This is a genomic window from Qipengyuania sp. CAU 1752 (genome assembly GCF_054482615.1).
Genome location: NZ_JBTLRE010000001.1, coordinates 1,917,368 through 1,944,161, shown reverse-complemented (window position 1 = coordinate 1,944,161; position 26,794 = coordinate 1,917,368). Strand labels below are relative to the sequence as shown.

General features: G+C 62.9%; 28 protein-coding genes. 10 read left to right on the top strand and 18 right to left on the bottom strand.

The features are described 5' to 3' along the window. Positions 1 to 2: 2 nt before the first annotated feature. The 17 genes from ACXYL9_RS09505 to ACXYL9_RS09425 are packed head-to-tail and all read right to left on the bottom strand — an operon-like array spanning position 3 to position 14,888. On the bottom strand, positions 3 to 1,439 hold the full coding sequence (locus ACXYL9_RS09505) for a conjugal transfer protein TraH (RefSeq protein ID WP_173214057.1): 1,437 nt from the start codon (positions 1,437 to 1,439) through the stop codon (positions 3 to 5). Continuing rightward, positions 1,429 to 2,241, bottom strand: coding sequence for a conjugal transfer protein TraF (locus ACXYL9_RS09500; RefSeq protein ID WP_173214059.1), 813 nt, complete (start codon positions 2,239 to 2,241; stop codon positions 1,429 to 1,431). The genes ACXYL9_RS09505 and ACXYL9_RS09500 overlap by 11 nt, the downstream gene beginning before the upstream one ends. After that, positions 2,238 to 3,959 carry a conjugal transfer protein TraN gene (locus tag ACXYL9_RS09495; protein ID WP_173214061.1) on the bottom strand — a complete coding sequence of 574 codons (1,722 nt, stop codon included), beginning with the start codon at positions 3,957 to 3,959 and terminating at the stop codon, positions 2,238 to 2,240. Before ACXYL9_RS09495 ends, ACXYL9_RS09500 begins: the two co-directional genes overlap by 4 nt. Beyond that, the gene (gene trbC / locus ACXYL9_RS09490) at positions 3,956 to 4,711 is read right to left on the bottom strand and encodes a type-F conjugative transfer system pilin assembly protein TrbC (protein WP_173214062.1); all 756 of its coding nucleotides are present in this window, start codon (positions 4,709 to 4,711) and stop codon (positions 3,956 to 3,958) included. Before trbC ends, ACXYL9_RS09495 begins: the two co-directional genes overlap by 4 nt. After that, positions 4,708 to 5,721, bottom strand: a complete 1,014-nt coding sequence (gene traU / locus ACXYL9_RS09485) for a conjugal transfer pilus assembly protein TraU (RefSeq protein WP_173214063.1) — start codon at positions 5,719 to 5,721, stop codon at positions 4,708 to 4,710. Before traU ends, trbC begins: the two co-directional genes overlap by 4 nt. Further along, positions 5,718 to 6,350, bottom strand: coding sequence for a type-F conjugative transfer system protein TraW (gene traW / locus ACXYL9_RS09480; protein WP_173214064.1), 633 nt, complete (start codon positions 6,348 to 6,350; stop codon positions 5,718 to 5,720). Before traW ends, traU begins: the two co-directional genes overlap by 4 nt. Next, on the bottom strand, positions 6,350 to 6,856 hold the full coding sequence (locus ACXYL9_RS09475) for a S26 family signal peptidase (protein WP_173214065.1): 507 nt from the start codon (positions 6,854 to 6,856) through the stop codon (positions 6,350 to 6,352). The genes traW and ACXYL9_RS09475 overlap by 1 nt, the downstream gene beginning before the upstream one ends. Beyond that, positions 6,853 to 7,233, bottom strand: a complete 381-nt coding sequence (locus ACXYL9_RS09470) for a TrbI F-type domain-containing protein (protein ID WP_173214066.1) — start codon at positions 7,231 to 7,233, stop codon at positions 6,853 to 6,855. The genes ACXYL9_RS09475 and ACXYL9_RS09470 overlap by 4 nt, the downstream gene beginning before the upstream one ends. After that, positions 7,226 to 7,630, bottom strand: coding sequence for a hypothetical protein (locus ACXYL9_RS09465; protein ID WP_173214067.1), 405 nt, complete (start codon positions 7,628 to 7,630; stop codon positions 7,226 to 7,228). Before ACXYL9_RS09465 ends, ACXYL9_RS09470 begins: the two co-directional genes overlap by 8 nt. Continuing rightward, positions 7,630 to 10,179: a type IV secretion system protein TraC gene (gene traC / locus ACXYL9_RS09460; protein ID WP_173214069.1), complete on the bottom strand. Its 2,550-nt coding sequence runs from the start codon at positions 10,177 to 10,179 to the stop codon at positions 7,630 to 7,632. Before traC ends, ACXYL9_RS09465 begins: the two co-directional genes overlap by 1 nt. Further along, positions 10,176 to 10,760 (bottom strand): hypothetical protein, encoded by a 585-nt coding sequence (locus ACXYL9_RS09455; RefSeq protein WP_459039291.1) that lies wholly within the window; start codon positions 10,758 to 10,760, stop codon positions 10,176 to 10,178. The genes traC and ACXYL9_RS09455 overlap by 4 nt, the downstream gene beginning before the upstream one ends. Then, positions 10,757 to 11,635, bottom strand: coding sequence for a DsbC family protein (locus ACXYL9_RS09450; RefSeq protein WP_137678732.1), 879 nt, complete (start codon positions 11,633 to 11,635; stop codon positions 10,757 to 10,759). The genes ACXYL9_RS09455 and ACXYL9_RS09450 overlap by 4 nt, the downstream gene beginning before the upstream one ends. Then, the gene (locus ACXYL9_RS09445) at positions 11,632 to 12,915 is read right to left on the bottom strand and encodes a TraB/VirB10 family protein (RefSeq protein WP_173214071.1); all 1,284 of its coding nucleotides are present in this window, start codon (positions 12,913 to 12,915) and stop codon (positions 11,632 to 11,634) included. The genes ACXYL9_RS09450 and ACXYL9_RS09445 overlap by 4 nt, the downstream gene beginning before the upstream one ends. Next, complete coding sequence (locus ACXYL9_RS09440) at positions 12,915 to 13,670, bottom strand: type-F conjugative transfer system secretin TraK (protein WP_173214073.1); 756 nt, start codon at positions 13,668 to 13,670, stop codon at positions 12,915 to 12,917. The genes ACXYL9_RS09445 and ACXYL9_RS09440 overlap by 1 nt, the downstream gene beginning before the upstream one ends. Further along, entirely contained in the window at positions 13,667 to 14,236 is a 570-nt protein-coding gene (locus tag ACXYL9_RS09435; protein ID WP_152434338.1) for a type IV conjugative transfer system protein TraE, read from the bottom strand. The genes ACXYL9_RS09440 and ACXYL9_RS09435 overlap by 4 nt, the downstream gene beginning before the upstream one ends. 11 nt (positions 14,237 to 14,247) lie before the next feature. Then, on the bottom strand, positions 14,248 to 14,535 hold the full coding sequence (traL, locus tag ACXYL9_RS09430; protein WP_173214075.1) for a type IV conjugative transfer system protein TraL: 288 nt from the start codon (positions 14,533 to 14,535) through the stop codon (positions 14,248 to 14,250). A gap of 26 nt (positions 14,536 to 14,561) precedes the next feature. Beyond that, complete coding sequence (locus tag ACXYL9_RS09425; protein WP_173214078.1) at positions 14,562 to 14,888, bottom strand: hypothetical protein; 327 nt, start codon at positions 14,886 to 14,888, stop codon at positions 14,562 to 14,564. A gap of 363 nt (positions 14,889 to 15,251) precedes the next feature. On the opposite strand from ACXYL9_RS09425, the gene ACXYL9_RS09420 reads away from it, so the two are divergent. Both ACXYL9_RS09420 and ACXYL9_RS09415 read left to right on the top strand, forming a co-directional pair. Next, a complete protein-coding gene (locus ACXYL9_RS09420) occupies positions 15,252 to 15,713 on the top strand; it encodes a hypothetical protein (protein ID WP_173214080.1) in 462 nt (153 codons plus the stop codon). A 1-nt stretch (position 15,714) separates the two neighbouring features. Further along, positions 15,715 to 15,981 carry an AlpA family transcriptional regulator gene (locus ACXYL9_RS09415; protein WP_173214082.1) on the top strand — a complete coding sequence of 89 codons (267 nt, stop codon included), beginning with the start codon at positions 15,715 to 15,717 and terminating at the stop codon, positions 15,979 to 15,981. 47 nt (positions 15,982 to 16,028) lie between these two features. Here ACXYL9_RS09415 and ACXYL9_RS09410 read toward each other — a convergent pair whose 3' ends face one another. Beyond that, positions 16,029 to 16,415: a MerR family transcriptional regulator gene (locus ACXYL9_RS09410; RefSeq protein WP_173214084.1), complete on the bottom strand. Its 387-nt coding sequence runs from the start codon at positions 16,413 to 16,415 to the stop codon at positions 16,029 to 16,031. 82 nt (positions 16,416 to 16,497) lie between these two features. Between ACXYL9_RS09410 and ACXYL9_RS09405 the strand changes: the two genes are divergently transcribed. The 8 genes from ACXYL9_RS09405 to ACXYL9_RS09370 all read left to right on the top strand — a co-directional run bounded on the left by ACXYL9_RS09405 (position 16,498) and on the right by ACXYL9_RS09370 (position 26,790). Then, positions 16,498 to 16,860, top strand: coding sequence for a DUF3703 domain-containing protein (locus tag ACXYL9_RS09405; RefSeq protein ID WP_173214086.1), 363 nt, complete (start codon positions 16,498 to 16,500; stop codon positions 16,858 to 16,860). Positions 16,861 to 16,868: 8 nt separating this feature from the next. Continuing rightward, positions 16,869 to 17,513, top strand: a complete 645-nt coding sequence (locus ACXYL9_RS09400; RefSeq protein ID WP_173214088.1) for a class I SAM-dependent methyltransferase — start codon at positions 16,869 to 16,871, stop codon at positions 17,511 to 17,513. Continuing rightward, a complete protein-coding gene (locus tag ACXYL9_RS09395; RefSeq protein ID WP_459039290.1) occupies positions 17,510 to 17,929 on the top strand; it encodes a hypothetical protein in 420 nt (139 codons plus the stop codon). Before ACXYL9_RS09400 ends, ACXYL9_RS09395 begins: the two co-directional genes overlap by 4 nt. Positions 17,930 to 17,993: 64 nt before the next feature. Then, positions 17,994 to 19,232: a TolC family protein gene (locus ACXYL9_RS09390; protein ID WP_173214091.1), complete on the top strand. Its 1,239-nt coding sequence runs from the start codon at positions 17,994 to 17,996 to the stop codon at positions 19,230 to 19,232. Positions 19,233 to 19,243: 11 nt separating this feature from the next. Beyond that, positions 19,244 to 20,395 carry an efflux RND transporter periplasmic adaptor subunit gene (locus tag ACXYL9_RS09385; protein WP_173214093.1) on the top strand — a complete coding sequence of 384 codons (1,152 nt, stop codon included), beginning with the start codon at positions 19,244 to 19,246 and terminating at the stop codon, positions 20,393 to 20,395. 46 nt (positions 20,396 to 20,441) lie between these two features. Further along, a complete protein-coding gene (locus ACXYL9_RS09380; protein WP_173216237.1) occupies positions 20,442 to 23,663 on the top strand; it encodes an efflux RND transporter permease subunit in 3,222 nt (1,073 codons plus the stop codon). Next, entirely contained in the window at positions 23,663 to 26,155 is a 2,493-nt protein-coding gene (locus tag ACXYL9_RS09375; protein ID WP_173214095.1) for a heavy metal translocating P-type ATPase, read from the top strand. Before ACXYL9_RS09380 ends, ACXYL9_RS09375 begins: the two co-directional genes overlap by 1 nt. After that, positions 26,152 to 26,790: a cation diffusion facilitator family transporter gene (locus ACXYL9_RS09370; protein ID WP_152434343.1), complete on the top strand. Its 639-nt coding sequence runs from the start codon at positions 26,152 to 26,154 to the stop codon at positions 26,788 to 26,790. The genes ACXYL9_RS09375 and ACXYL9_RS09370 overlap by 4 nt, the downstream gene beginning before the upstream one ends. Positions 26,791 to 26,794: the final 4 nt, after the last annotated feature.

Genomic DNA, 26,794 nt, shown 5'->3' with positions numbered 1-26,794 from the left:
ACTCAGGGAATAATCGAGCGCGACTGGAGGCCGCGTGACCAGTCGAGCGCTGCGGACATCGAGGGCGACATCGAAGCGGCGAGCGCGTTCTCGATCATCGCGGTCTTCTCGATGATCTGCATGATCGCCGAGACCTTGGCCTGTCCAGTAGCCTGCCTCTGGACCAGGCCAGAGCGCACTTCGGCGACCTGGCCGCGCCAGATCGCAAGCTTGGCTTCATCGGCGGCGATGAAGCTCGCCATCGAGCGACCGGCTTCCGAGACGATCCGGTCGAGGATGGCATAGAGCAGATCGATGCTGGCGATCTCGGCGAGCGTTTCGCGGTCGTCGGTCGGCATGCCGCGTCCATAGGCGGCCTGGACGGTAAGGATCTTGTACAAGGGGACAGCGGCGACCTGCAGCAGTTCCTTTTCGGCATTGCCGATCGCGGTGTCGGCCCGGATCGCATCGACCATGTTCCCGATGAGGAGCGCGACCCGCGGGCGGATGGCCTTTGCATTCGATAGGCTCATCTGCTCGAAGGTGGGATTGAGGCAGAGATCGGTCTCGTCGCAGCGGAAAACGCGCACGGTCTGGCCCTGCGTCCCGTCTAGGAGCGCGCTTACGAGCGTCGAGGACGCGTCGCCCGCGAACGGCACGAACTTGCCGGGTTCATCATCCTTGGGCGGCACGTAGATGACCGTGCCAATCAGCGTCATGGCGTATTCGGCTAGTTCGCGGTCAAAGGTACCACCCGGATTGAAGAAGGCGCTCTTTTTCAGGACGTGCCAGGTGTAGTTGCGCGGCACGCCGGGATTGACGTCGGCATAGTCGGTACCGGCGCCCTCGTTGGTCGACGCGCGCTGGCCGCGCGTGCCGCAGCCGTGCTTGGCGGCCGCATAATCGGTAAAGATCCCTTCGGAGTTCCCGATCGCTTCGCAGATCGCCTTGTCGGCGAGATCGCCCTTGGGCCACAGTCCGCCGACCAGTCCCTGCGCCATCTCGCAGGAGTTGATCGAGAGATTGTTCATGAGCTGAGCCTTCTGGCTAAACTCCTGCATGATCTTGTTGCACTCTGGGCACACGGTATCGATCGCCAGGCTGAACGCGAAGCCGACCGCGTTGTTGGCAACGGCCTTCAGGAGCGCGACCATCTCGCTCGCGTTGATGAACGAAAAGGAGCCGGCAAAGATATCGATGCCGCCGCAGCCCGCCCTTGCGCGCGGCAGCTGGAGATTGGCGATGTTGGTCGTCTTCTGAGGGAAGCGCGTCCAGACATTGCCGAGGCTGTAATAGCCTGCCGACTGGCCTTCGAAGGCGGTCGGGCCGGTGACATTCGCCGCCGCCCCCATGTCGTCCATGAAGCGGTCCATGCTGTCGCCAACATTCGCGGCGACCGGTGAGGCAACCATGCTGGCGGCGGCAAGGGTCAATGCCGCATTGCGGATGCTAGTAATCATGTCCGGCTTCCTTGGAGGTGAGAAGGTAGATGCGGTACTGCAGCTCGTCGGCCGAGAGCACGCCGTAGCCGATCGGAATCGGGCGTTTGGTCACGCTGTCCCACAGCACCAGAGCGGGGGTGGCTTTGCCTTCGAGACCAAGCTTGCCGCGCTGGTTCGTCTCGACCCGATAGTCGGGAAAATGCCGGGATGGACCGCCATCGGTGGAGATCGCGCGCACGGTGATCCGCCAGCGGTCGGCGACGCCCTTCACGATCGGGCTCATCACTTCGCACGGTCCGCAGGTCGAACTGAAGAAATAGAAAAGGCCGTAGCGCTGCGAGAGCGTTGCCATGACGTGATCGCGCTCCGCGCTGCGGGCATCCTGCCACTGCTTCTTGGCGACCGCTCCGACGGGGCGTTCAAGCGTGTAGTCGAGGTCCGGGTCCTGCCAGATCGCCCGCTGCCAGACATCGGAGAACAGCGAGGCGCGGTCGAGCTGCGCGCGCTGGAAGCGGATATAGGCCGCTACATTGGCCTCGGTCGGATAGAGGATCGCGCGCGCCTTGAGTTCGCGAAGCTCGGAGGTGATCGCGTCGAGTTCTTGGCTGGCCGCGATCTGCTCGGCTTCAGGCTGTTGTGGCTCTTCAATGGGAGCGGGCTTCACGCAGTAGAACCAGTAGCCGAGCCTACGCTCTTGGCAGTAGAGCGCGTCGGCAGCGGTGGTCGATCTTGTGTCCTGCCGCTCCTGCGCCTGGGCCGAAGTGGTGGGCAGGGCAGCTATGCCGAGCGCGAGCGCCGTTAGGTGATGCAGATGGGTCATTGGCCGCCCCTTGCGTAATAATCTTCGATCCTCTGCTGGATGAGGATGCTGGTCTCGAGTTCGTCGGGAAGTCGGGCCGCGTCGGTGAACTCGGCATAGACTTCGCTGAAATCCATCCGGCTGAGGTCGAGCCGGGCAAACTCGTCGAGAGTGAACCCCTCACATTGCTCTTCTTTGGGCTTGTCCCATGGCTTGGGGAGCTGGCGACGTCCCTGTTCCTGCAGGATCCGCGAGAGCTTGGACTCAAAGCAGCAGTAGACCTTCTTCTTGGTGAGGCAGACGCCGAGGAACTTGTCCGAACAATAGGTCCCCACATAGGCGCACAGCCCCTGCGCATCGCGCTGGTGGAGTAGCACTTCCTCGCGATCGCAGCCGAGCGCAACCAGCAGGCTGATCCCCGGAATGAGCGGGAAACCCTTGCCCTTGCAGCAGTTGAAGACGCCGAAGACCTTGGACGAGCAGGTGTTGCGCGTGCCGCGGAACAGCGTCAGCGTGTTCGGATCGAACTGGCCGCGCGCCTCGTCCATGGCGTGCAATGCGACCGCGGCATCCTTGAACTCATCGTTGGCGGTGCGCTCGATCGTCTCGCAGCTGCCATCGATGCAATAGACATCGCCGTCGCAGACATATTGGGTGGAACTGTCAGTTCCGGGGAGGGGGCATTCGTAGATGCGCTCCCAGGTCTCGCACGGGTCTTCGTCGGTTAAGCAATCCTCGCCGATGAACCGGCAGGTGCCATGGCTTTCGATGTCGGAACAGTCGCTCGCCGCCTCGCGCGATGTGCAGGTGTAGCTGCGCTGCCATTCCCAGCAGGGCCGCGTAACCGAGACACCGTCGATCACGCGGGTCTGCGGATCGGCATCGGTGCAGATCTCATTGTCGAGCGTGCAATCGCCATTATCGGCAAATCCGGTGCACTGGCTCTCGTCGGAAAAGGTATCGATCGAGTTGTCCGTGGTCACCGCATAGGGCGTGTAGCGCGCATCTGGAGTGTCGCATGTGATTTCGGCGATGGGGTCGCCAGGTTCGGTGCAGTATCTATAGAACTGGTCCTGCCGCCACTGGAGGCAGGGGCCGGGCCGATACCCGGTGATCCGGCACGAGCCTCCATCGAATGCCGAGCACCAGGGATATCCATAGACTGTGCTGGTCTCATTGCAGAGATAGTGCCATTGCTGGCGCCGGGTCACGCTGGCAACGAGCGGCACCGCGCACTGACCCACCGACTGGTCGATCCGCGTGCCGGTGTTGCAGGTCGCGGTGTAGGTCCCTGCCGATCCGGACCCGGGCGGCAGCGGCACGCAATTGCCCTGACCGCCGGAGATATCCATGCCACTGGTATAGTCGAGCGGGGTCTCGTTGATGGCGAGGCTGCGCGCGATAACGTCCTCGATCTCACTTGGATCGAAGCGCGCGCGATTGGCCACGCTGTCGCGCACCGCCCGATAGCCCTGGTGTCCGGTGGCAGCGGCTGCCGCGCTACTTTCGATCCGGTCGGGATCGTCGGCGAGCGTTTCGAGGTCACGCACGGCATTGCGATCGTAGTTGGGGAGGGTGGATGCGTCGGGCTGCGACCTGGCAGCTTCTTGCGCTTCGCCGCGCAGGCTTTCGCCGAATGCCTTGCCATCGGCCCGCGCGTCCTGCTGCTGCGCGGAAAGGGGCGCGGCTATGGCAAGAAGGGCGAGCAGTCCTATGCGAAGCGATTGTGTGAGCCTCATGGCCGTTCTCCTTCGAGGCGACGAAGGTGGAGGCGAGCGAGTTGTGCTCCCGGACCGCCTCCCGAAGCAAAGGTGTCGAGCACTTCGGCCACGCTGATATTGCCCGCAAGGCGGTCGTGCGGCGGCAGGACGTCATTGCAGTCGAACCCGTCGCACGGGGCAAAATCGCTCGCGATCATCACGAAGCTCGGGGCAACCTTGATATCGAAGGCGCGGAACAGGCGCGGGTCGATCCCGAGCGCGTCGGCATCATCGCTATCGCTCCAGATAGCGGCGATGCGCTTCTTGAAGCGCGCGCTGTCGCCTTGGGGGAATCCGCGCAGCACGGTGACGCCGCCGGCCCTCGAGACATCGCGAACCAGCGCCTTCAATGAGGGCTCGGGCATTGCTAATGAGGCAAAAGCGATGAACCGGGGCGTGTCGCCCATCGCTGCGACTTCCGCATCGGCCTGGGCGCGGATCATGCCATCGATATCGAGCGGCCCGGCATTCGCGGTCGCCTGCGCAGTCTCGGCATAGGCTGCGCGATTGTCGAAAGCCGTTTGCTGAGCGGCGCGCGCGTCGTCTGCGAGGGCATTCGCTTTTGTCCTGACCGATGTGGCGAGAGCCTCGGCGTCGGCGGCATGTTCGGCCGCGCGCGCGCGGATCTCAGCCAGGTCAAGGTCGGGCCCGGCATCCTGCGCAGAAGCTGCGGCAAATCCGGCAGCGATCACGAGGCTCAGCCCAACGAGTAGGGGGAAGGCGTTTCTCATAGCGCGCAGCAATTCCTCTTGCGCCAGACGAGGTATCCCATGTCTTCGCCGATGGCGGGGATGACCTGTCCGGGGGACTGGAAGGTGGTGGAGGCACCGACGGGCGGGCAGGCGTAGCGGCCCTTCGTCGCCGGATTGGGATTGGTGGCCTGGAAGCGGTATTGCTGCTTGCGCATCACCGGCATGAGGTACTTGCCGCACAGACCCTTCGAACCCATCGTCCCCCACGAGACCAGCTCGCGGTGGAGCTTGTAAGCGAAGCGCGAGAGCACGAGCCGCGAGGCCTGCACATGTCCGATCGAGGCCGAGACATTGCCATTCATCGGGTACATCGAGCCCTGGCAGCCTGCGCACCAGAACATCTCGTCGAGCGGCAGGTTCGCGGTCGATGCAGCGCAATCCGCAGCGCAGGCGGCGAGCGCCAGCGGGTTGGCGAAGAGCACCGCTTCAGGGTTGATGATCGCGGTGAGCTCGCTGTCCTGCCACAGCGGATCGATCTCGGAGATGTAGAGGATGTCGATCGAGCCCGGCTCAAGGCACAGAAAATCGGCGACGATCTCCATCCAGTAGATCAGTGGATAGGCATACCAGTGGACGTGCCAGCTCGAATAATACTGGCTCGCGCCGCCCACCGCCGAAGGACCCGAGATCGAGCGAAAGCCGATATCAAAGCCGGGATCGAGCTTCATGCCGCCCAAATTGACGAAGCACCACGGCTTCATGCTGACATCGGCGAGCCGCACCGGCTCCCAGAACCCCATCGCGATGCCAGGGCGAAGCCCGCACAGGCAAACGGGCAGATCGGGATTGTCGGGATCGGGGCGATTGCTCGGCCAGATTTCGAGCCCGCCGACCGATATCGGGAACAGGCACGACCAGCAGATGTCGGTGATGGGGTTGACGAATTGCCCGGTGCACTTGCCCGGACCGGCATCGGCCGAAGCTGGTGATGCGAAGACCAGCGACAGCATCGCCGTGAAGAGTACGAGGAAGGCGCGGATTCCGGTCATGGCTGTGCCTTCCGGCGCGACAGCGCAATCTCGCTGACTTCGAGGACGCGCCCGTTCTGGCGCACCCGCGCGGGAACGGCCTTGATGCCGAATTTTTGCGTCAGCTTGCCGCCCTGGTCGAAATAGAACCTTCGCTGGCGGGCCTTCATCAGCTCGAGCGGCGCACCCTTGACGAGGATCAGCTTGGCATTGACCTCTTGCCTCAGCGACCAGGCGACCTGCGCCGGATCGTCGCCGTCGAGAAACAGGAGGTCGCCGCGCAGCTTGACGCTGTCGAGCGGGTTGACCCTCGTTCCGGCAGCATGGATGAGCTCGCCTTTGGCCCCGCGGATATCGGCAGCAAGCGTGATCGTCGGGTCGAACGCCCAGCTGCGGCTTGCGCTTGCGCGGATCACGCCGGCAACCGGATCAGGCCGGTTGACGCGGGCGATCGTGCGACGCTTGAGTTCCTCGTTGAGCCGCGCGGTCTCGCCCGACTTTTCCATCTGGGCGAGGCGCGTATGGATCTGTTCCAAGAGATCGCGCTCGATCACGGGGAAGACCGCGCCGCGCTGGCCGTAGTCTCGTGCCTGCAGGCTGGCAGGGAGCGCAGCGAGGAGAAGCGCGCCAAGCGGAAAGAGGGAGCGCATCACAGGATCGCCCTCCCGCTGCCAAGGATTTGTCCGCGGCACACGAAGCCGATTGCGCCATAGCGGCTGTCGAGCCCGCGGGGATGGCTGGTGCCGGTGTAGTAGCAACCTTCCGGTATTGCGCCTTCGGGACCGCGCGCGAGCGGCACGCCAAGGCGGGTGACCTCGAGCAGGCTCGCGACCTGCTTCCCGTTGATGAAGACCGCATCGCCCTCGTGGCGCACGACATCGCCCGGCATGCCAAGCACGCGCTTGCCGAACATCTGCGGTCCTTTTCCGAAATGCCTTTCGACCAGCTCGCTTTGCGGCGGCTCGAAGAAGATCAGGCTGCCGCGTTTGATCGGCGCGTGCTTGTCGAGCCAGAACGCCCAGTTGGGCAGGCTCGGGCTCGCATTGATGAGGAACGCGTGGTCCTTGCTGAAGGCATCGAGCGGCGCCCAGGCGAGCGGTAGCAGGACCAGCCCCGAGAGCAGCAGCGTACGGAGGATCGAGCGGGTCAGGCTCATGGCTGCTTCTCCCCGGCGAGCTGGTCCGCAATGCGCTGCTCGAGTTCGGGGGTTGCGTCTTCGGCAGCGCCCGCGAGCACGGCCTCGGCAACCAGCACCACGCGGCCGTCATGGCCCATGTCGGCGACGGCGCTTTCGGCGGCCTTGAGGTAGGCAAGGCTAGCCGCCTGGACGACCGCCGGATCGGCATCGGCGCGCGCGGCCTCCTCGACGAATGTCCCGATGGTCTCGGCAAGCCGGACCGTGACGATCCGCTGCTTGGGCGCGGCAGTGACTTGCTGCGTAATCCACGCACCCCACAGGAGCGCGGCAACGAGCACCGCTAAAGCGAGGAGTTTCGGGCCCAGCTGGCGCAGCGGGAGGTTCAGTCTATCCATGGCGAGGAGATCCTTCGGAGAGGCGGCGATCGAGGCGGTGCAAGAAAGCCGGCAATCGCAGCAGGGCGAGGCCGCCAGATGCGATGAGGAATGCGATCTGGAGGTCCTGGGCAAAGAAGCGGCGCGCGACCGGTTCAGCGGTGCGGTAATGGTCGGCAAGATTGCCGAGCTGCGCGAACAGCGCCGTGAGATCCCAGCCTGCTACAGCCAGGAACACGAACAGCGGCAGGCCGAGGACCAGCAGCAGCGTGCTCGCCGCGAAGCTTGCCGTTTCGATCAGCACCAGGCAGGTGCCCTGGAACAGCGCCAGCCAGTCGATCACACGGTGCTTGTCGCGGGCTTGTCTGACTGACGGAAGCGGCACGCGATCGACGAGCGTGGTGGTCTCGAGCACCATCACATGCCTCCTTCCACACCTGCGACCAGCGCGACTGCGCGCTCCAGCGGCATGCCGTTTTCGACATGGCGGTGGATCGCGGCATAGGTGTCAGGATCGGAGGAGAAGATCGTCGCGGAGAGTGGGTCGAGCACCAGGCGTCCAACGGCTTCCATCTCGGGACCTTTGAGGTAGATCTCGCTGTACTCGGTGCCCGAGCGCTTGAGGCTGCGGATCAGCGTCTCGGTCCGGTCGTCCATGTCGAGCCGGGCCTCCTTGCGGAAATCGGCGATGGTCTCGGGCTTCTGTTGGAGCACCAGCATCCAGTCGCTGTTTTCGAGCGCGGCGCGCGCACCATCGGACTTGTAGTAGTCGTTCAAGGACTGAGTCGCGGTCGCAAGCGCGCCGCCATATTTGCGCGCGGTGCGGGCATAGGTCTCGACGAACTCGCCCATCGAACCGCCCTTGAGCATCGCCCAGGCCTCGTCGATCAGCAGCAGCTTCTTGGTCGAGCGCGACGAGCGCGTCATCGCCTGACCGGTCATGAACATGATTGCCGAGAGGACAACGCTTCGAAGCTCCTCGCGGGACGCGAGGTCGCTCATCTCGAAGACGGTGAAATCGTCTTCGAGCGCGAAGCTCGCTTTCCCGGAGAAGAAGCCGGCGTAGCTGCCACCGCGGCAGAAGGGCGCGATCGCGGTAGCGAGGTCCTTGCCCGCCTCGTTGTCGCTCTGATGGAGTGCATGCGCGACGTCGTCGATCGCGCCGCCGCTGCCGAGCGTATTCCAGACCTGGGTCACTGCAAGATCGATCAGCCCGCGCTCGGTGTCCGAGGGGGCGGCGCTTGGCCGCGCCATCTGGCCGACGATCGCTTTGATCATCGCAAAGCAGTCGAGCTGGTAATCCTCGTCTTCATGCGCGCGGGCATCATCGACCATTGAGAATGGATTCAAGGAGAAGCCCGAGGCGAGCGTAAACTCGACAAAGCGGCCGCCTTGCAGCTTGACCGAATGCTCAAAACTGCGTCCGTCATCGATCACCACGACCTTCGCGCCCGCGCCGCGTAGCGCTGCGCACAGTTCCTGCAGGAGCACAGACTTGCCCGAGCCCGACTTCCCGCAGATCGCGATGTTGTGGTTGCCCGCCGCGTTCTCGAAGGGTGACCAGAAGAAGGGCTGGCCGCGCCGGCCGAGAAGCAGCAGGTGCGGGATAGTGCCGCCGAGATACTCGCCCTGCAGCGGGGCGATATGGGCCGCGGTGGTCGAGAGCATGGTCCGGAAGCGCTTGAGCCGAGCAAGGTCGTGGACAAGCCCGTCGGCGAGGCTCAGCGGGAAGGCCGCGACGAGACCCTGGAGCTGGAGAAAGCGCTCGTCGGCGAGGTCCCAGCCGGCTGCCTTGTAGATAGCCTTGACCGTGCGCTCATGCGCATCGCCTTCGCCGAGCGGCGAGATCGTGGTGAGACCGTAGAACAGCTTGACCAGCTTCTTGCCCGCCTGGAGCTCGGCCTGGACATGTCTCCATTCTGCCGACTGCTCGGACAGTTTAGGCAGGAAACGTGCGCTCTTCGTTTCCGACAGGCTGGTGGTGCGCATGAACTTGTAGCCTGCGCGCGCCGAGGCGGCTTCCTGGTCGGGATAATGCAGGCACAGCATGGTCGCAGCCGGGCAGGGAAAGCGCAGCTTGTCGGTGAACATGTCGCCGATGAGCCGCGCGCATTCCCACGGTGCCCAGCGCTCAGGGGTAGAGCGCACGCCGTAGTGGCGCACATCGAAGCGATCGGGATAGCACTCACCCATTTGCGGCACGCCGTCGCGGCCGCGTCCGGTTTCGCGGAAGCGCTCGGTGCGCAAGATCAGCCGGTCGTCCTCGACCTCGAGTTCGATATCGCGGCGGATGGCCTGCGCGTCGAGCGTGTCCTCGCGGTTCCAGTGGGTGAGATCGGGTTCGCGCGCTGTCGTCGGCGAGGTGAGTTCGTCGACCAGTGCGAGCAGGCCTGCGGGCTCGAGCCTGTTCGATGCAAGGCCGAGCGAGTTCAGCATGCCTGCCATCCCGTCGCGGCATTCGGTGAGTTCTGCATCGGTGACGCTTCCGGGCACCGGAACGCCGAGCGAGAGCACCAGACGCACTTGGCGTGCATGAAACGGCGCGTGTGCCGAGCCCGAGTTCCAGACGAGATCGTAGAGCCGGTTGGTGCGGGCTTTCGCAATCGCTTCGTAGATCCCGCCCTGCTCGTAGCGCGGCGCGAACCAAGGGCCGACGATGGCGCCGATGCGCGGGGACGCGAAGTTCAGCACCTGCAGGCAGGCGCCTTGCGGCAGGCTCTCGGAGAAGAACTGGCCGAGGATCTCACCTGTCCGCTCGTCGGCGCCGATGAGCGGGGTGACTTCGAGAATGAAGCCCTTCGAGTGCGCGTTGCGGTAGAGCCCCGGGCCCTCGTCATAGACGCGGTACGGAAGCCAGTCCGACAGCATGTCGAGCGCGAAACGCGGCTGCGCATGGTCGCCCCTTTTCGCATCGCCGAACAGGCCAGCGAGAAGCGCGTCGCGCGCAGAGGATAGCGAGAGGTTCACTTGGGCTCTCCTTCGGGCAGAATGGGGTGGGGCACCTGGCCGGGGGAGGGGGAACGACCAGGTGCCCCGGGGTCCGGCGCTTTGGCGCCGGGCAGCTCCGTCAGATCCTGCGAGGGGATGACCAGGACATCGGGAGGCTGCTGGGGGGACGGATTGGAAAGCTGAAAAGGAATTGCTTCTGCGGCGGCGGGCGGGGCGACTTCTGCTTCAGCCGGACGCGCCAGTGCGCGAAGCACGTCGCCGGTCGAACGCGGCGCGCGCCAGCGCTCGGCAGCGCGATCGGGCAGCACGACATGAACAACCCGGGCCTCGTGGATGCGGCCCGCCCCGTCGCGGTAGCCCGCAACAACGATCCGCAATCCGCGATCACCGGCCCTGTGCGCTCCCGCAGAGGCATGACCGGACCGTTCTGCCTGTGAAACGCGGGTCGCGGTATCGTCGATCATCGAGGTCGGCGCGCAGCTTCCCTCCGGTGCCCGGCAGGAAAAGTCGCCCTTGACGTTGCCGCCAAGCGTCGCACAGCCGGCGATCATCAACGCGAGAATTGCCGTCGCTCCGACACGGGTCGCACCGCCGCTCATTGCTTCGATCCGGTCTTGGCATTGGCAAAGGCGCGCAGTGTCTTTGCATCACGGTAGCCGTGCAGCACCGCACCGTCGCGCGCCCGGACGATTACCGGGGTTCCGGCAAAGCCGTTGGCCTGTGCAAAGGCTTCGTTGGCATCGAGCGCAGCTGACTTTTTGCAGGTTGCGCGCGGTTCGAGGTGCTTGCCGGTGTATGCGGCATGGAGCGCCTCGACCGGGTCGGCGGCGCACAGCACCGCCTCGGACAAGCGGCGGCTCGACGCGCCGAAGATCGAGATCGGCCGTTCCTCGACAAGAACGCCTGCCTTTTCGAGTTCGCCGGTGAGCCGCTTACAGTAGCCGCACTGGAAATCCGAGAAGACAACCAGCTTCAGCCCCTTGGGATTGCCCCACAGGATCGCGCCTTCCTTGGGAAGGGCTTTGAGATCGACATGCGTCGCGACCTGCCTGTCGCGGGTTTCGGCAACGTCATGGCGCCCTCCAGTGTCCTCGCCGGCGTGGCGGGCTGCGCCGGCGGCGAGCAGGTCGGGGTTGAGTTCGAGCAGGCGCGCGGCAGTCACGTCGCGCCGCTCCTCCATGTCGTAGAGCCGCCCGACGAAGAGGTAGCGTGCCGCTTCGTCGATGTAGAACAGCGTCTCTCCCGAGACGACCTCGCACCATGGCGCGAATGTCGTGCAATCGAGCGCGTCGATCGGCGTTCTGGGCAGACGAAGCTTGAGCGCTTCAACCACATCTCGCGTGATCGCGGCCTGCGCGGGCATGGCGGTTACGATCGCGACGCCGCTTGTAAGGAGGGCTGCTGCGCTGGCGGCGGCGAGCGATATGTGCGCGGCGCGCGCCTTGAGGCCGGGCCGCTGGTTCGAGTAGTTCATTGGGGTGTGCTCCTGACATGGACGCCGTCAAGAAAGACGATCTCGACTGCGATGCCGGTCGGCATCTCGACGACGGGTTGGTACTGTTCTGCGCGTTCGATGAGGTATTTGCTGACGGTGTCGGCGGCTTCGCCCGCGCCCTGGCCCAGGCCGCCTGCGAGGATGTCGGTCGGCGAGAGCGCGTCGCGCTTGCCGTCGCTGCCGACAGGCTGCGCAAAGATGCCGTTGGCATTGGCCGAGAAGCCGCGGCCGAAGCCGCCGACGATTCCGGCGAGCAGCGCCTGGCTGACGAGGCTGCCTTCGCGGCTGACGACATTGCCGCGCACGCCCGACTTGCCGGCGAAGGCGATGAACCCCTTGACCTCGCTGACCGCGAAGCGTCCACCTGGTTGCGCGCAGGTCATGCGCACGAGCTTCACGTAAACCTTCTCGGCCGAGAGATCGCCGCGCGCCGCGCCGTTCACGAGGCAGCCGGTGAGATCGGTGGTGAGGAGCTTGTTGCCCTGCAGCACCGAGCGCGCCGGGCCGGTGATGCGCAGCACAACGGGCAGCGGATCGCTCTGGCTGGTCACGCCCGTCGAGGCGTCGACCCCGACGATCACGGTAGCAGGTGCATAGCTGTTGGGCGGCAGGTAATCGCGGCTTGCCTCGAGCAGCAGCGGCGGCGCGTTCTCGGTTGCCTTGACTTTGGCTGCGCCCGGCTTTTCGGATGAGAAGCTCAGCAGGCTTGCCTTGGGTTCGCTCGGCGGCTCGAGCGGTCCGGGAGCAAAGCCCGGAGCCTGCGGATCGACTGCGGCCGCCGGCGCGATCGGGGGATTGGCGCGGACGGTTTCGAGTTCTGAGCGCAAGGCGGCGTTCTCCGCCGAGATCGCATCGATCGCCGCCTGGCCGTCGCTCAGCATCCGCGCGTTTTCGCCGCGCAGCGCTTCGAGCTCCTGCTCGATAGAAGCCTTGGGAAGCTGGCTCTCCTGCAGGTCCTTGATCGCCTTGCCCTGCGCATCGAGGCGGTTGCCGTAAGTGGCGACGAATTCGCGCTGCGAGAGATTGCGATTGACCAGCGCGCCGGTCTCGATCGTGGTCGCGCCCGCGCCGTCGGCGCTCGCTTCATCCTCACCACCGAAGATGAACATCGAACCGGCGATGAGTGCCACCCCGCCGATCCCGGCGAGCAGCAGCTTCTGCTTCTGCGCCACCGTGCGGTTGAGATTGCGCCGGGCTTCGCCGCGCGTCTCGTCCTTGGGCGCTGCCGCGGGCGTATCGCGTGTGTCGGGATCGGCCATTATTCGAGCCCTCCCTTTGTAAAGACGAGGAAGGCCTGCGTGCTCTCGCCGGGCTGGAGGCTGTCTCGGCCATAGGCAAAGGCCAGCGCCCCGGCGGGCGCCTCGCGTTCACCGGCAAGGTCGACGGGCATCGGGCCGAGATTGCGTAGAGTAAAGGCCTGACCGATCAGCTCGGCACCTTCGTATTCGGCGACCTGCTGCACTTCGAGACTGTCGGTTCGGCGTGGTCGAGAGAGTTCGGTGCGGGCCCGGAAGCCCGGCAGAACCCCGTCGCTCGCCATCGCCTCGATCAGCCGGATCGCGGCCTCGTCGCGGGTCGGGGCTTGGCCTTCCCACTCGCTCGCCTGGGATTTGGCGAGCGCGGGATTGGTGACGAAGAGCTGGCTCGCTTCCTCGCCTTCGACGCGGCAGGTGAACTTGTAGACATAGCCCGCGCTGCTCGTCGCGAAGAAGCTGACCCTTGCGCTCGCATATTGCAGCGGCACCGAGACATAGATGTCGCCGCGCACCGGCTCGTGGGTCACCTCGAAATCGTTGTAGGGATAGCCGCTCGCCATCTTCGAGACATTGCCGAAACCGTCCTCGATGAGGGCGATACGGGTCAGCGCGCCGCGTGCGAGCACGCAGTCGATCGCGGCGCCATCAGCGGCCTCGACGAACTGGTCGGCATGTGCCGGTGAAGCGTAGGCGGCCGTGGCGATTGCCAGCGCAACGCCGGTCAGCGCGGCGGGGAAGGGGCGGGATAGGAGTGTCATGGGTTCTCCTCCTCGTTTTCGGTTGGGAGCTGGCGGAAGCCGGTAAGGCCGAGACTGAGGCCGCGGCGGTTCCAGCTGAATTCGAAGCTGCGCTCTTGGCTTGCGATCACCTGCGCACCGACGAAGGTCTTGAGCGTGCCGGTGACGACAGCGGTGAGCGCCTGCGCGTCGACCTCCATCCGCGAGATGACGAAGGCCTGGCTGATGTCCGAACCGCGCTGCTCGTCGACGATCTTGACGAGCTCGGCCTTGAGGCTCCCGTGCGCTGACGGATCTGCCACCTTGAGGACCTGTTCCATCCAGTAGTCGAGGCTCTCGGGTGCGCGATTGAGCAGCATGAGCGCGGTGTCGCGGGTTACGAGTTCGAGGTAGTGCGCATCGGTACCGCCGCTCCCGAGCGTCAGGCGCTCGGTCGTGACAGGCACCAAAATGACGCTTTCCTCGCGCGTCGCCGCCGCGCCGACCGCCAGCAGGCTGGTAAGGCCCAGCACGGCTGACAGCGCGGCGAAGCGGTTGCGCTGTTTGAGGTGACGCTGCGCTTCCTCATAGGCGAATTCGTGTCTCATGGGTTCCTCCCTCAGCCTGCAAGCAGGCGGCAGTGGGAGGGCGGCGTGGCTTTAAGACCGAGGAAGCTCCCCGGCAGATACCAGTAGGCAGCATGGACCAGTTTCGACCCGGCACCTGACGCCTTCGCCTTTCGAAGGGCGAACCAGGTGAGCCCGGACAGGGCTGTGCCGATGAGGATGTGCTGCGAAAGGATGCCCCACGCGAAGGGGACGAGCAGTCCCGCAAACTCGTCGATGGTCCAGAAGCCGATGAGCTCCGGGTCGTCGAGCCGCCGTGGAACGAGGTATCTGTCGGCCATGCCGCCCTCCCGTCGTTAGACCGCGATCAAATGGTTGCGGTCACGACCGAGGTGACGATCGGCACGCCTGTGCCGACGCCAATTCCGACACCGACCGGGACCGCGACCTGCCCAAGGGCGAAGCGGCCCGAGGCGAGCGCGATCAAACCGCCGGCAAGGCTGAGGACGGTGATGATCTTGCCGCCCGAACCTTCGAGGAAGTCAGTGAACTTCTGCAGCGCCGGATCAAAGGTCGTGTCGGCACCGGCATAGGCGGCACCGGCGCAGGCGAGCGCAATCGCGGCCGGAAGAATATAGTCGCGGGCACGAATGCCTTTAACGGATGGGCGGGGAAGGGTGATTGCATTGTTCATCGAGGAACTCCGTTTCGAACATTGGCAGCGATGCGTTCGCTGTATGTTCTTTCCTCGATTGGAAGGCAGGGTGTAGGAAAACGGAAACTGACGCACGCGGCATTCCGACCAAGAGAAATCGTCGATTCTGGGCAATCTGACCAGGCTTTGCGCGACCGGTGCAGACATTGCGGCCAAGAATACCGATCATTGCGCCACCCATACCGAAGTCTGAGATCGAGGGACCGGAATCTGCGCGAATCAAATCGTGTGACGATGAGCCAGTTTCCTACGTGTTCCTTATTTGTTCTTTTTCCTTTCCTACAGTTTGACGCGTCGCCTAGCCTGTTGGTGATTCGCTGAAGATCACCGGAAGCAGGAACAATGGCGCGAAACACAAACGACAAATGGGAAGAACTATCGCGAGGAGTCGCCGCTTTCCTCGACCATGCCGTGGACGAAAGTGGCAAGTCCCGGCGGACGATTGCCGCACAGACGAATATCAACAAGGACGCGCTCCGACGCATCCTCGCCGGGACAAGGTCAGCCACACTGCCAGAGGCGCTGGCCATCCTTGACGCGAGCGGACACGCGCCGCGCACCTCCCTGATGCTGGCACTCGCGGGGTACTCGCAGCGTAGCAAGGATTGGCAGAATAGCGGCGTGCTGGAATTTCTTGAAACCTTCATAAGCGAGTTGCCGTCTGCTTTGGATCAAGCGCTGGGCCAGAGGCTGCTCGATGTGAGACCGCGCTGGGCAAAGGGGACCGCGCACCGCACCGCCGGTCTCCTGTCGGATCACCTCGCGCAACTGGAGCGGCAGGATGAACAAAGCTTCGCTCTCTGAAATGACGACTGGTATCGAAACGGACGCGGAAGCCGTTCCTGTCGAGCCAACGCCAGACCGGCTCATTCGTCTTCCCGAGGTCATGGCGCGCGTGGGCCTGCGCCGAACGGCAATCTATCAGCGGATGCGCGAAGGCCGTTTTCCAAAGTCGCGTTCGCTCGGTCCCCGTTGCACGGTTTGGGTCGAAGCCGAGATCGATGACTGGATTGGTTCTGTTGTCGAACGCACCGACGAGATATGTCAGAACACGCCCCGAATTTCGAGATGATCATGGTTTGCGTCCCGTCACCGCTCGAATAAACGCGCGCTGTCCCGCTAGCCGGAAAGCACTTCGATTATCCGGCATTCGCCAACCGCTCCGTGCTGGCAGTCGTCGACCATATGGCGCAGTTCGGTTCGCAGTTTTCGCAAGTCACCAAGCTTCCGATCCACTTCGCGTAGGTGGAGGCTGGCAATAGAGTCCACGGCTTCGCACGATTGCGATGGATCATCCGACAAAGAAAGCAATTGGCGCACCTCCGCCATGGTGAAGCCAAGGTCGCGTGCGCGGCGGATAAACCGCAATCTGGCCAATTCGGTCGAACCATAGTCCCGGTAGTTTCCGGCGGTGCGTGGTGGTTCCTCCAGCAATCCGGTCCGTTCGTAGTAGCGGATCGTTTCGGCGGTCGTGCCGGTCTTCCGCGCCAGGGCACCAATCTTCATGGGTTTCTCGCAATGCTTGACCTTGTAGCCACTACAAGGTGCATAAGACGATTCGAAGATGCAAGCAGAACGGTAAAATCCTGTGGCAAAGAAGGACATTATTGAACTTATCGAAGCTGAGCGGTGCGTTTTCCGTGCCGCCAGGCAGTCTGGTGACCGGGCTTTGGCTTGGACCGCGCTCGAGCGGGAACATATTCTGGGCCAGGGCTTCTTCGGGCCGCACCTTCGTTCACATATGACGATGCTGGGCTATGCAGTTGAAACCCGCGATGGCCGCGAAGTTCTGGGGCAGGTCATACGTCTTGCGCTCGCTCCCCTTGGCAATCTCACCGGACGGCTCCCCTGGGGCAATACCGGACGCGCAAACGTGAGCGCATTCGCGCCAATGCCATACCCGGACGACCTCGCGGAGGTTTTCACCATCTCTTCGGACGAGGTTCGCTAGCACGCGCCATGGCAATTCTATCCAACGAACAGGTTGAACGTCTCTACGACAAGACCGCGGGAATCTATGACCGATTGGTGTCGGGGTTTCGGTGGGCCGGTCTTGGTCGCTGGCGACGCGATCTGGTTAACCGGCTTGAACTCAACGCCGGTGACCATGTGATCGATCTATGTGCTGGCACCGGCGCAAACCTCGCGTTTCTGCTTGAGAGAGTAGGACCAAGCGGCAAGGTGACGCTGGTCGACCTTTCGCAAGGCATGCTCGACCAAGCCCGTCGACGAGCGAAGCGCCTGCGAGCTAGCAATGTCGAATTTGTGCAGTCAGACGTAGCCGCCTTCCGCTTTCCGAGCGAGACCAGCGCAGTCATCAGCACCTTTGGACTGGAAATGCCACCTGACTACGCCGCGATCATCGAGCGCGCCTCAGCTGCTCTCCCGACGGGTGGCCGGATGGCCCTGCTTGGCCTGAAGCACCCCGAGCGCTGGCCGCGATGGCTGATTGAAATCGGCATAGTGCTGACCAAACCATTTGGTGTGGCGCGGGAATATGAAGAGTTCCGCCCTTGGCTTCCAGCACGCAAAGTTTTGCGCGAAGTTCATTTCCGCGAGTTTCTGGCCGGTTGTGCGTATGAATTCGTCGGTGCCAAATCGTGATCATGAAAAGACAAGCGCTCAGACAGCCGTGGTTGCGCAAGCTTTGCAAGGCTCCTAAAGGGTTGAGTAACATGCCGCGTCTTGTGTTCCCCTTCCTTGCGATCATCGCCATTCTTTTCGGTAGTGTCCTATCGTTACCTGACGCGCATGCTTCAGAAGGCGAAAGCTTCGTTCATGCGGCCGATCACGTTTATGCGCATGGGGCGGACCACTTCGATAGCAATGATCCCGAGCCGGACCATGATGGTCAGGACCATTCGGCAACGCATCATCACAATTGCAGCTTCAGCCTCGCCGATAGTGGAGTGTTCCTGGGGTCGCCCTTTGCGCGCACGAATAGCCTGAAGGGTCCGCTGGCGACTTCGATGCTCACCTCGCGCGCGCCGCCGGTTCTGATCCAACCTCCCAAAGCCTGACAGCAAATCATGTGCGAGTGCGCCTGCGCGTGCGCTCGATTGGTTTCAGTCAGGAGATACAATAATGCGGTGCTTTGCACTGGCCGCGGCCTTGATTGCCGTGTCCACGGGTTCGCCAGTATTGGCACAGGAAACAGTTACACTCGAGGAAGCGCTCGCTCGAGCGGGCGTCGGCATTGAAGGGGAAGATGACCCTTCCAGCAATCCCCGGGTTTACGGCCCTCAGGCGGAGGCCGAAGCCGCGCGTGCGGCTATCGACCAAGCACGCCTCCGACCCAATCCCGAGCTATCGCTCGAGGCCGAGAACATCGCGGGCTCCGGCGCTTTCTCCGGGCTGCGGTCGACCGAATATACCCTAGCGATCGGTCAGCCGCTCGAACTCGGCGGCAAGCGAAGCGCACGCATCGCGAGCGCACGCGCATCGTCCGATTTCGCCGGCTTGCAGAGCGAATTTGCCTTGTCGCAACTCGCTTTGGGGGTGCGCGAGCGTTATGTGCAGGCTGTCGCCGCAGGCCAACGCCTCGTTCTCGCGCGGGAAATCGTCGAGCGAAACCGTGAACTGACGCGGATCGCCAACGTGCTTGTAGAGGTCGGGCGGGAGCCGCCTCTTCGAGCTATGCGTGCACAAGCTACGCTTGCCGAGGCGGAGGCCGAATTGCAGGCTGCACAAGCAGACGATTTAGCAGCACGTCAGGCGCTCGCGGCTCTCTGGGTATCCGGACAGCCCAATCCCGCAGTATCGAACGTCTTTCCTGACTTATCGCCGCCCCTTGCACCGCCGGTTTCCGAAAATCCGTTGCAACTGCGCATTGCGGGCGCTCGAACCAGCTTTGCTGAAGCCGAAATTGCGCGTGAGCGCTCGCTTGGCGTTCCCGACCCAACGCTGTCGGCAGGCGTGCGCCGTTTTGAGGAAAGCAACGATCAAGCGTTCATCGTCGGGATTTCCATTCCGCTTCCCTTTCGCAACCGCAACCAGGGCAACATCGCAGCCGCCGAGGCGCAATACCGCGCGGCAAGCGCGAGCGAGGCGATAGCCGAGGCGGACTACCGCGTGGAGTTCGAGCGGACGCGAACGCTTTATCTGGCCGCCGAAACGCGTGTGGAGACCCTCTCCAGCGCATCCCTGCCGCAGGCTGAGGAAGCGCTCAGGCTCGTCGAAATCGGCTACCGCAATGGCAGATTTCCGCTGATCGAAGTTCTGGCGGCTGCCGAAGCGCGCGACGCCATTCGTGAAAATCTGATTCAGGCAGAAGAGACCCGCGGCCTGCTCGCGGCGCGGCTCATCTGGCTCAACGCACAGTGAGGCCCATTTCCATGGAACGTAGCCATTTGATCGCCGTAAGCGGCGTCCTGATCTTGCTGGCCGCCTTGGCCTCGGTCTTCTGGCCCGCTGACTCAAACGGACCCGACCAGCAAGCGGAACAAGTTGAAAAGAGCGAAGTCCCCGAAGGCGTTCTGCTGATCGACGAGAAGCAGATCGCAGCTTCGTCGATAGAAATCGAAGCTGTCCAATTCGGCGCAGCAACGGAGCTTGTATTCCCAGCGACCGTCGCCGCGGCGCCGAATGCCAGCGCACGGATCGATGCGCGTGCATCCGGTGTGGTGAAGAGCGTGAACAAGATGCTTGGCGATTATGTCAGGCAGGGGGAGGTGATCGCGCGGATCGAGAGCGCTGATGCTGCCGGACTGGCTGCGCAGGTCGCTGCCGCGCGTGCGCGGGTCAATGAACTGTCTGCGCTCTACGACCGCGAAAAGCGGCTGTTCGAGGCCAATGTGACGGCCCGGCAGGATCTCGAAGCGGCGCAGGCCAATCTGCAAGTGGCAAGATCGGAGCTGTCACGCGCACAAGCCGCATCCGCTGCTGCTGGTGTCAGCGGGGATGGGCGTTCGCTGGCCGTGACGAGTCCGATTTCAGGGCAGATCACCAGCGCGCCGATCGTGCTTGGCTCCTACGTCTCCGCCGGTGAAGAGATGTTCCAGATCGTGAACGCGAGCGGCTTGCAGGTGCAGGTCGCCTTGCCTGCCAGCGATGCTGCGAGAATTCGGCCGGGCGATGAAGCTACGTTGGAGCTCGGGCAGGACCGGGAGATCGGCGGACGTGTGCGCTCGGTGACCCCGGCACTCGATCCGGAAAGCCGTAGCGCGACAGCGATAATCTCACTCGCCGGAGCGGTCCCTGGATTGCAGCCAGGCGCATTCTTGCAGGCGCGCATCCGACCCTCAGGTGAAACCGATGCGACCTCGATCTCGGTGCCTGAATCCGCAGTTCAGATGGTCGAAGGCCGTGAAGTCGTGTTCGTTCGCACGCGTACCGGGTTTCGGGCGATGCCTGTCGTGACGGGATCGCGCTCGGGAGGGCGCATCGTGATCGAGTCCGGATTGCAGAATGGCCAGCGGATCGCGACCGAAAACGCCTTCCTACTCAAAGCCGAACTCGGAAAAGAGGAGGCCGAACATGGACATTGATCGGTCTGAAAGCGGTTTCGAGGAGGAGCGCAGCAGCCATGATGGCCTGATTGGCGGCGTCCTTGACTGGTCGGTGCGCAATCGCTGGGCGGTCGTAGCCCTTGCCCTAGGTGTTGCCATTTGGGGCGCGTTCAATCTAGCAAAACTGCCGATTGATGCGGTGCCGGACATCACCAATGTTCAGGTGCAGATAAACACCGAGGCACCGGCCCTCTCGCCCTCGCAGATCGAAACGCAGGTAACCTTCCCTGTCGAAACCGGACTAGCCGGTATCGAGGGACTTGAGATGACCCGCTCGATCTCGCGTAACGGCTTCAGCCAGGTCACCGCGATCTTCGAAGAAGGCACCGACATCTACTTTGCCCGGTCGCAGGTCGAAGAGAGGATCGCCAACCTGGCCTCTTCGCTTCCTGCAGGTGCGGAGCCGTCAATGGGTCCGATTGCAACCGGTCTCGGCGAGGTGTTGATGTATACCATCGAATTCGAGCATCCGGGTGGAACCGATGCGCCCAAGGGTGGTGCTGTTGGCTGGCAGAAGGACGGCAGCTTTCTCACGGACCGGGGCGAGCGATTGGACACGGCGGTGGCAAGAGCCGCCTATCTGCGCACGGTACAGGATTGGGTTGTCGCGCCGCTGATGCGTACGGCCGACGGCGTGGCGGGCGTGGACTCGATCGGTGGCTTTGAGAAGCAGTACCTGGTGCAGCCAGACCCCGACCGCCTCAACGGCTACGGCGTTTCGCTCGACCAGCTGATTACCGCGCTCGAAGCGGCGAACCAAGCCGAAGGCGCCAACTTTGTCGAAAGGGCTGGCGAAGCTCTTCTTGCACGGGTCGATTCCCGGCTGAATTCCGTAGAAGACATTGCGCAGGCAGTGGTGGCAACGCGCGAAGGTGTGCCGATCCGCGTCGGCGACGTGGCAACGGTCGAGATTGGCGGCGATCTCCGCACTGGTGCAGCCTCGCTGAATGGCGAGGAAGCCGTCGTGGGTACTGTGCTGATGCGCGCAGGCGAAAACAGCCGCACCGTAGCTGCGGGTGCTGCCGACAGGCTCGACGAGGTACGGTCGTCGCTTCCAGCAGGAGTTGAGGCGGAGATCGTCTACAACCGTTCGACACTCGTCGATGCGACCATCGTGACGGTACGCAACAACCTTGTCGAGGGCGCGCTTCTCGTCATCGTTATTTTGTTCTTGCTGCTTGGAAACATCCGCGCCGCGATCATTGCAGCTCTGGTCATCCCTTTGTCGATGCTGATGGCAGCTATTGGCATGAACCGGCTTGGCGTATCTGGCAATCTGATGAGTCTTGGTGCGCTTGATTTCGGCCTGATTGTCGATGGCGCTGTAATCATCGTCGAAAACAGCATCGCGCGCCTCGCCGCAAGGCAGGAGCACGAGGGACGTTTGCTCACACTGCGCGAACGCCTTGCCGAGACGCGGGCAGCGGCGCATGAGATGATCAAGCCAACGGTGTATGGCCAGGCGATCATCTTTCTGGTTTTTGCGCCACTCCTCACCTTCACCGGGGTTGAGGGCAAGACATTTTCGCCCATGGCCATCACGGTGATGCTGGCACTTGCCTCGGCATTCATCCTCTCGCTCACGTTCGTCCCCGCGATGATCGCTCTCTTGCTGAACAAGAAAATCAACGAACAGGAAGCAAAGCCCATCCGAATGACAAAGGAGCGCTATGGTCCGCTGCTGCGCAGAGCGCTTGCCCGTCCATGGCCTGTCATCGGTACCGGAGTCGGCGTGTTCGCGCTCGCGGCGCTTGTCTTCAGCTTCATCGGCAGCGAATTTACACCGCAGCTCGACGAGCGTGATCTGGCTGTCCAGTCATTGCGTATTCCTTCCACCCCACTGGAGCAGTCGCTTACAATGCAGCGCCAGGTTGAAGCGCGATTGAAGCAATTCCCGCAGGTTGAGCTGGTATTTTCGCGCACCGGCACGGCAGAGGTCGCGACCGACCCCATGCCGCCGAACATCTCGGATGCCTATGTTATCCTCAAACCGCGCGAAGAATGGCCTGACCCCTCGCTGTCTAAGGATCAACTTGTAAGCGAGATGGAAGAGGCGCTCGGCAATCTCGTTGGCAATCTCTATGAATTCAGCCAGCCCATCGAGCTGCGCTTTAACGAGCTTATCGCAGGCGTTCGCGGCGATGTCGCGATCAAACTCTACGGCGATGATCTCACGGCCATGACTGCGGCTGCAAACCAGGTCGCGGTCGTGCTCCGCGGTGTCGAGGGCGCGGCCGATGTGAAGGTCCAGCAGGTTTCGGGTTTTCCGACGCTCGATATAGCCTTCGATAGGCCAACGATTGCGCGCTACGGCCTCACGGTCGAAGACGTGGCGCAGTCCGTTGCCATAGCGCTTGGAGGTCGAAACGCAGGGCTGGTGTTCGAAGGCGATCGACGTTTCGATGTCGTGGTCAGGCTATCGGATGCAAATCGCAATGACTTCGACCAGCTCGGATCATTGCCGATCGTGCTTCCCAATGGAGGAACCGTGCCGTTGCGCGCAGTGGCAAAGTTTCAGGTGATCGATGGCTTGGCCGAGGTCCGGCGCGAGCAGGGTCGCCGGCTGGTGATTGTGTCCGCCAACGTTCGTGAACGTGATCTTGGGTCATTCGTCGAGCAGGCACAGTCCGAGGTTGCCGCGAATGTTGATTTGCCGTCCGCATCGTTCATCGAATGGGGCGGTCAGTACCAGAACCTGCAACAGGCTCAGCAGCGTCTGCTGATCGTGGTTCCGCTCGCCTTCGGCGTCATCTTGTTGCTCCTGTATTTGGCGGTCGGCGGTTGGGTCCCTGCGCTGGCGGTGTTCAGCGCAATCCCTATGGCACTGGCTGGCGGGGTCTTTTTCCTGGCTCTGCGCGGCATGCCTTTTTCCATCTCGGCAGCGGTGGGGTTCATTGCTCTCTCCGGAGTTGCGACGCTGAACGGCCTCGTCATGATCACAGCGATCAAGCAGCGTCTCGAGCAAGGCTTGGAACTGGGCGACGCGATCATCGAGGGCGCGATCGCGCGGCTGCGGCCGGTGTTGATGACAGCGCTAGTTGCATCGCTCGGCTTTGTTCCGATGGCGCTTGCGACGGGAACCGGGGCCGAAGTGCAACGTCCATTGGCTACGGTTGTCATTGGTGGGTTGATCACCGCCACCGCGCTCACCCTGTTCGTATTGCCTGCCATTGTAAGCCTGATCTTCGCGAGAAAACCGCGCGCGACCCAGGTTGAGACATCAGCAGCAGCGAGGAGCGACAGCTAGTGACACGGAATATCGAACTCGAACTATCGTCGCTTCTCCCGGACATTCCGAGCGACACCGACAGATGTATCGCTCGGCTGCAGTCGTTGCTCAGTTCGCGGGCAGGTGTGCATGGGGTCGAGGTCGTTGAAGGATCGAACAGTGCACCTGCCCAGCTTGCAATATCTTACGATCCCGATCGTCTCACGATCGCGCGGATCAGAGAACTTGCGCACGTAGCAGGAGCGGAAATTTCCGGGCGCTACGGGCATGTTGTGTGGCAAACCGAGGGCATTAATTCGGTGCGCCGGGCGCAGACGGTCGCAGATCTGGTAGCCCGCGAATCCGGCGTACTTGAAGCAAATGCCGATGCGAGCGGAAAGCTGGTCGCCGAGTTCGACCGCCGGCGTACCGATGAGACCGCGATTGCCAATGCGCTGCAAGAACTGGGGGTTTCAATCAAGGCCGACAAAATCGCCGCAAATGCCAGAGATGCTGAAGAACACCGCCATGACGATAAAGATCATTCCGGGCACAGTCACGGCGGCATCTTCGGCGCTAATACTGAACTCTTTTTCTCGCTCGCTTCGGGCGCATTTCTCGCCATCGGCTTCGGGATCGAGAAGCTATGGGACGGGCATCCGGTCTGGCTGCCGTTCGCTTGTTATATAGTGGCATATTTCTTCGGAGGCTTCTTCACTCTCCGAGAGGCGTGGGACAATTTGCGCCTCCGCCGGTTCGAAATCGACAGCCTCATGCTTGTCGCCGCTGCGGGCGCCGCCTTTCTCGGGGAATGGGCCGAAGGCGCGCTACTGCTGTTCCTGTTCAGTTTCGGCCACGCGCTCGAACACTACGCGATGGGGCGCGCGAAGAAAGCTATCGAAGCGCTCGCCGGGCTTGCCCCGGACACCGCACGGGTAAAGCGCGGAACTGACGTAGTTGAGATCCCGGTCGAGGAGCTTGCGCTAGGCGACGTGGTAATCGTGCGTCCGAACGAACGCCTTCCGGCTGATGGCTTCATCCTGGACGGCGTCAGTGCCATCAATCAGGCTCCGGTGACCGGCGAAAGCGTGCCGGTCGACAAGAGCGCGGTTTCGGATGTCGCTTCTGCGCGCGCCAATCCTGACAATCTTGCGGATGACAATCGCGTCTTCGCGGGGACGATCAACGGATCGGGCGCACTCGAAGTGGAAGTGACCCGGCGATCGAGCGATACGACCCTAGCCAAGGTCGTCCAAATGGTGAGCGAAGCCGAGGCTCAGCAATCTCCTACCCAGCGCTTCACGCAGCGCTTCGAGCGAATTTTCGTGCCTGCCGTGCTCGCTCTGGCCGGCCTGCTCCTTTTCGCATGGGTCGTCATCGACGAACCCTTCCGCGACAGTTTCTACCGGGCGATGGCGGTGCTTGTGGCTGCCAGCCCCTGCGCTTTGGCGATCGCGACCCCGAGCGCGGTCTTGTCCGGAGTGGCCAGAGCAGCGCGCAGCGGCATTCTGGTAAAGGGCGGCGCGCCGCTCGAGGATCTCGGTGCGCTCAAGGCCATCGCGTTCGACAAGACCGGTACTCTTACCGAAGGCGAACCCCGCATTACCGATGTCGAACCCGCGCAGGGTGTATCTGAAAACGAACTGCTTGCGATTGCTTCGGCGGCTGAAAATCTGAGCGATCATCCCCTGGCACAGGCGATTGTCAGGGACGGCAAGCAGCGGCTTGGCGATGAGACTCTGCCCGAAGCAACCGATCTCGAAAGCTTCACAGGCAAGGGCATCACCGCGCTTGTCGGCGGTGAGCGGGTGTGGATCGGAAAGCTCGAAATGTTCGGGCAAGATGGGGTCCCTCCGCTCAGTGCCGAACTGTCGGATGCTATAGAGTCCATGCGCGAGCGCGGGCGGACGACGATGGGCGTTCGCTCGGAAACGCGCGATCTCGGAGCGATCGGCTTGCTCGACACGCCGCGTGCGGCGGCAAAGGCGACGCTCGAAGCGTTGCGCGGCCTCGGGATCACCCGAATGATCATGATCTCGGGCGACGACCAAAGAGTGGCCGATGCGGTTGGAAAGGAAGTCGGCCTCGACGAGGCCTGGGGCAATCTCATGCCCGACGACAAGGTCAAGGCCATCCGCAAGCTTGCCGGCCAGGACAAGGTTGCGATGGTCGGAGACGGGGTCAATGACGCTCCGGCCATGGCGAACGCAACGGTCGGAATAGCAATGGGGGCTGCCGGATCGGACGTTGCATTGGAGACAGCCGATGTCGCGCTGATGGCCGATGATCTCGCCCGACTGCCTTTCGCCGTCGATCTGAGCCGACAGACCCGGTCGATCATCCGGCAGAATATGATCGTCAGTCTCGGAATTGTCGTCGTGCTCATCCCGGCAACCATTTTCGGTCTCGGGATAGGCCCCGCTGTCGCGGTTCACGAAGGATCGACACTGATCGTGGTCGCCAACGCGCTCCGGCTGCTGGCGTATAAGGAGAAGGGCGGCACAAAAGAGAGAACGGGGAAGCCAGTATGAGCTGCAACGATGACTTCGATCTGGATTCGGCGGACAAGCGACGCACATTGTGGATCGTATTGTGGCTCAACGTCGCAATCGCGGTTGGTTTCTTTGTCGTTGCCTATTTTGCGGACTCGAACGCGCTCTTGGCCAACGGGCTCGACAATTCATCCGATGCATTTGTCTACGCGCTCAGTCTTCTGGCTCTCACCCGTTCGCAATCCTGGAAACGAGGGGCCGCGCGTTTCTCAGGCATTATGCTCCTAGTCTTCGCCGGAGGCGTTATCGCCGATGCCGTCAGGCGTTTCATCGAAGGCTCCGAGCCGGGCGGCCTGATGATGATCGCCATGGCGGGCATCGCGGCGGTGGTGAACCTCATATGCCTGCGCATGCTCCAGAAGCTTCAGCAAAAGGATGTCAATCTGCGCGCAGCGACCACGTTTAGCTTTAACGATTTCATATCGAACGGCGGTATCATCGTCGCCGGGATCATCGTTATGCTTACAGGCGCAAATTGGCCGGATCTCGTGGTTGGGATCGCGGTTGCTGGCATCGCCCTGTATGGCGGGATCGATATCCTTCGCGATGCGCACAGGGATAAGCATGAGGAAGCGGGCACCCAACATATCAAAGGCGACGAATTCCGAAGATGATGCT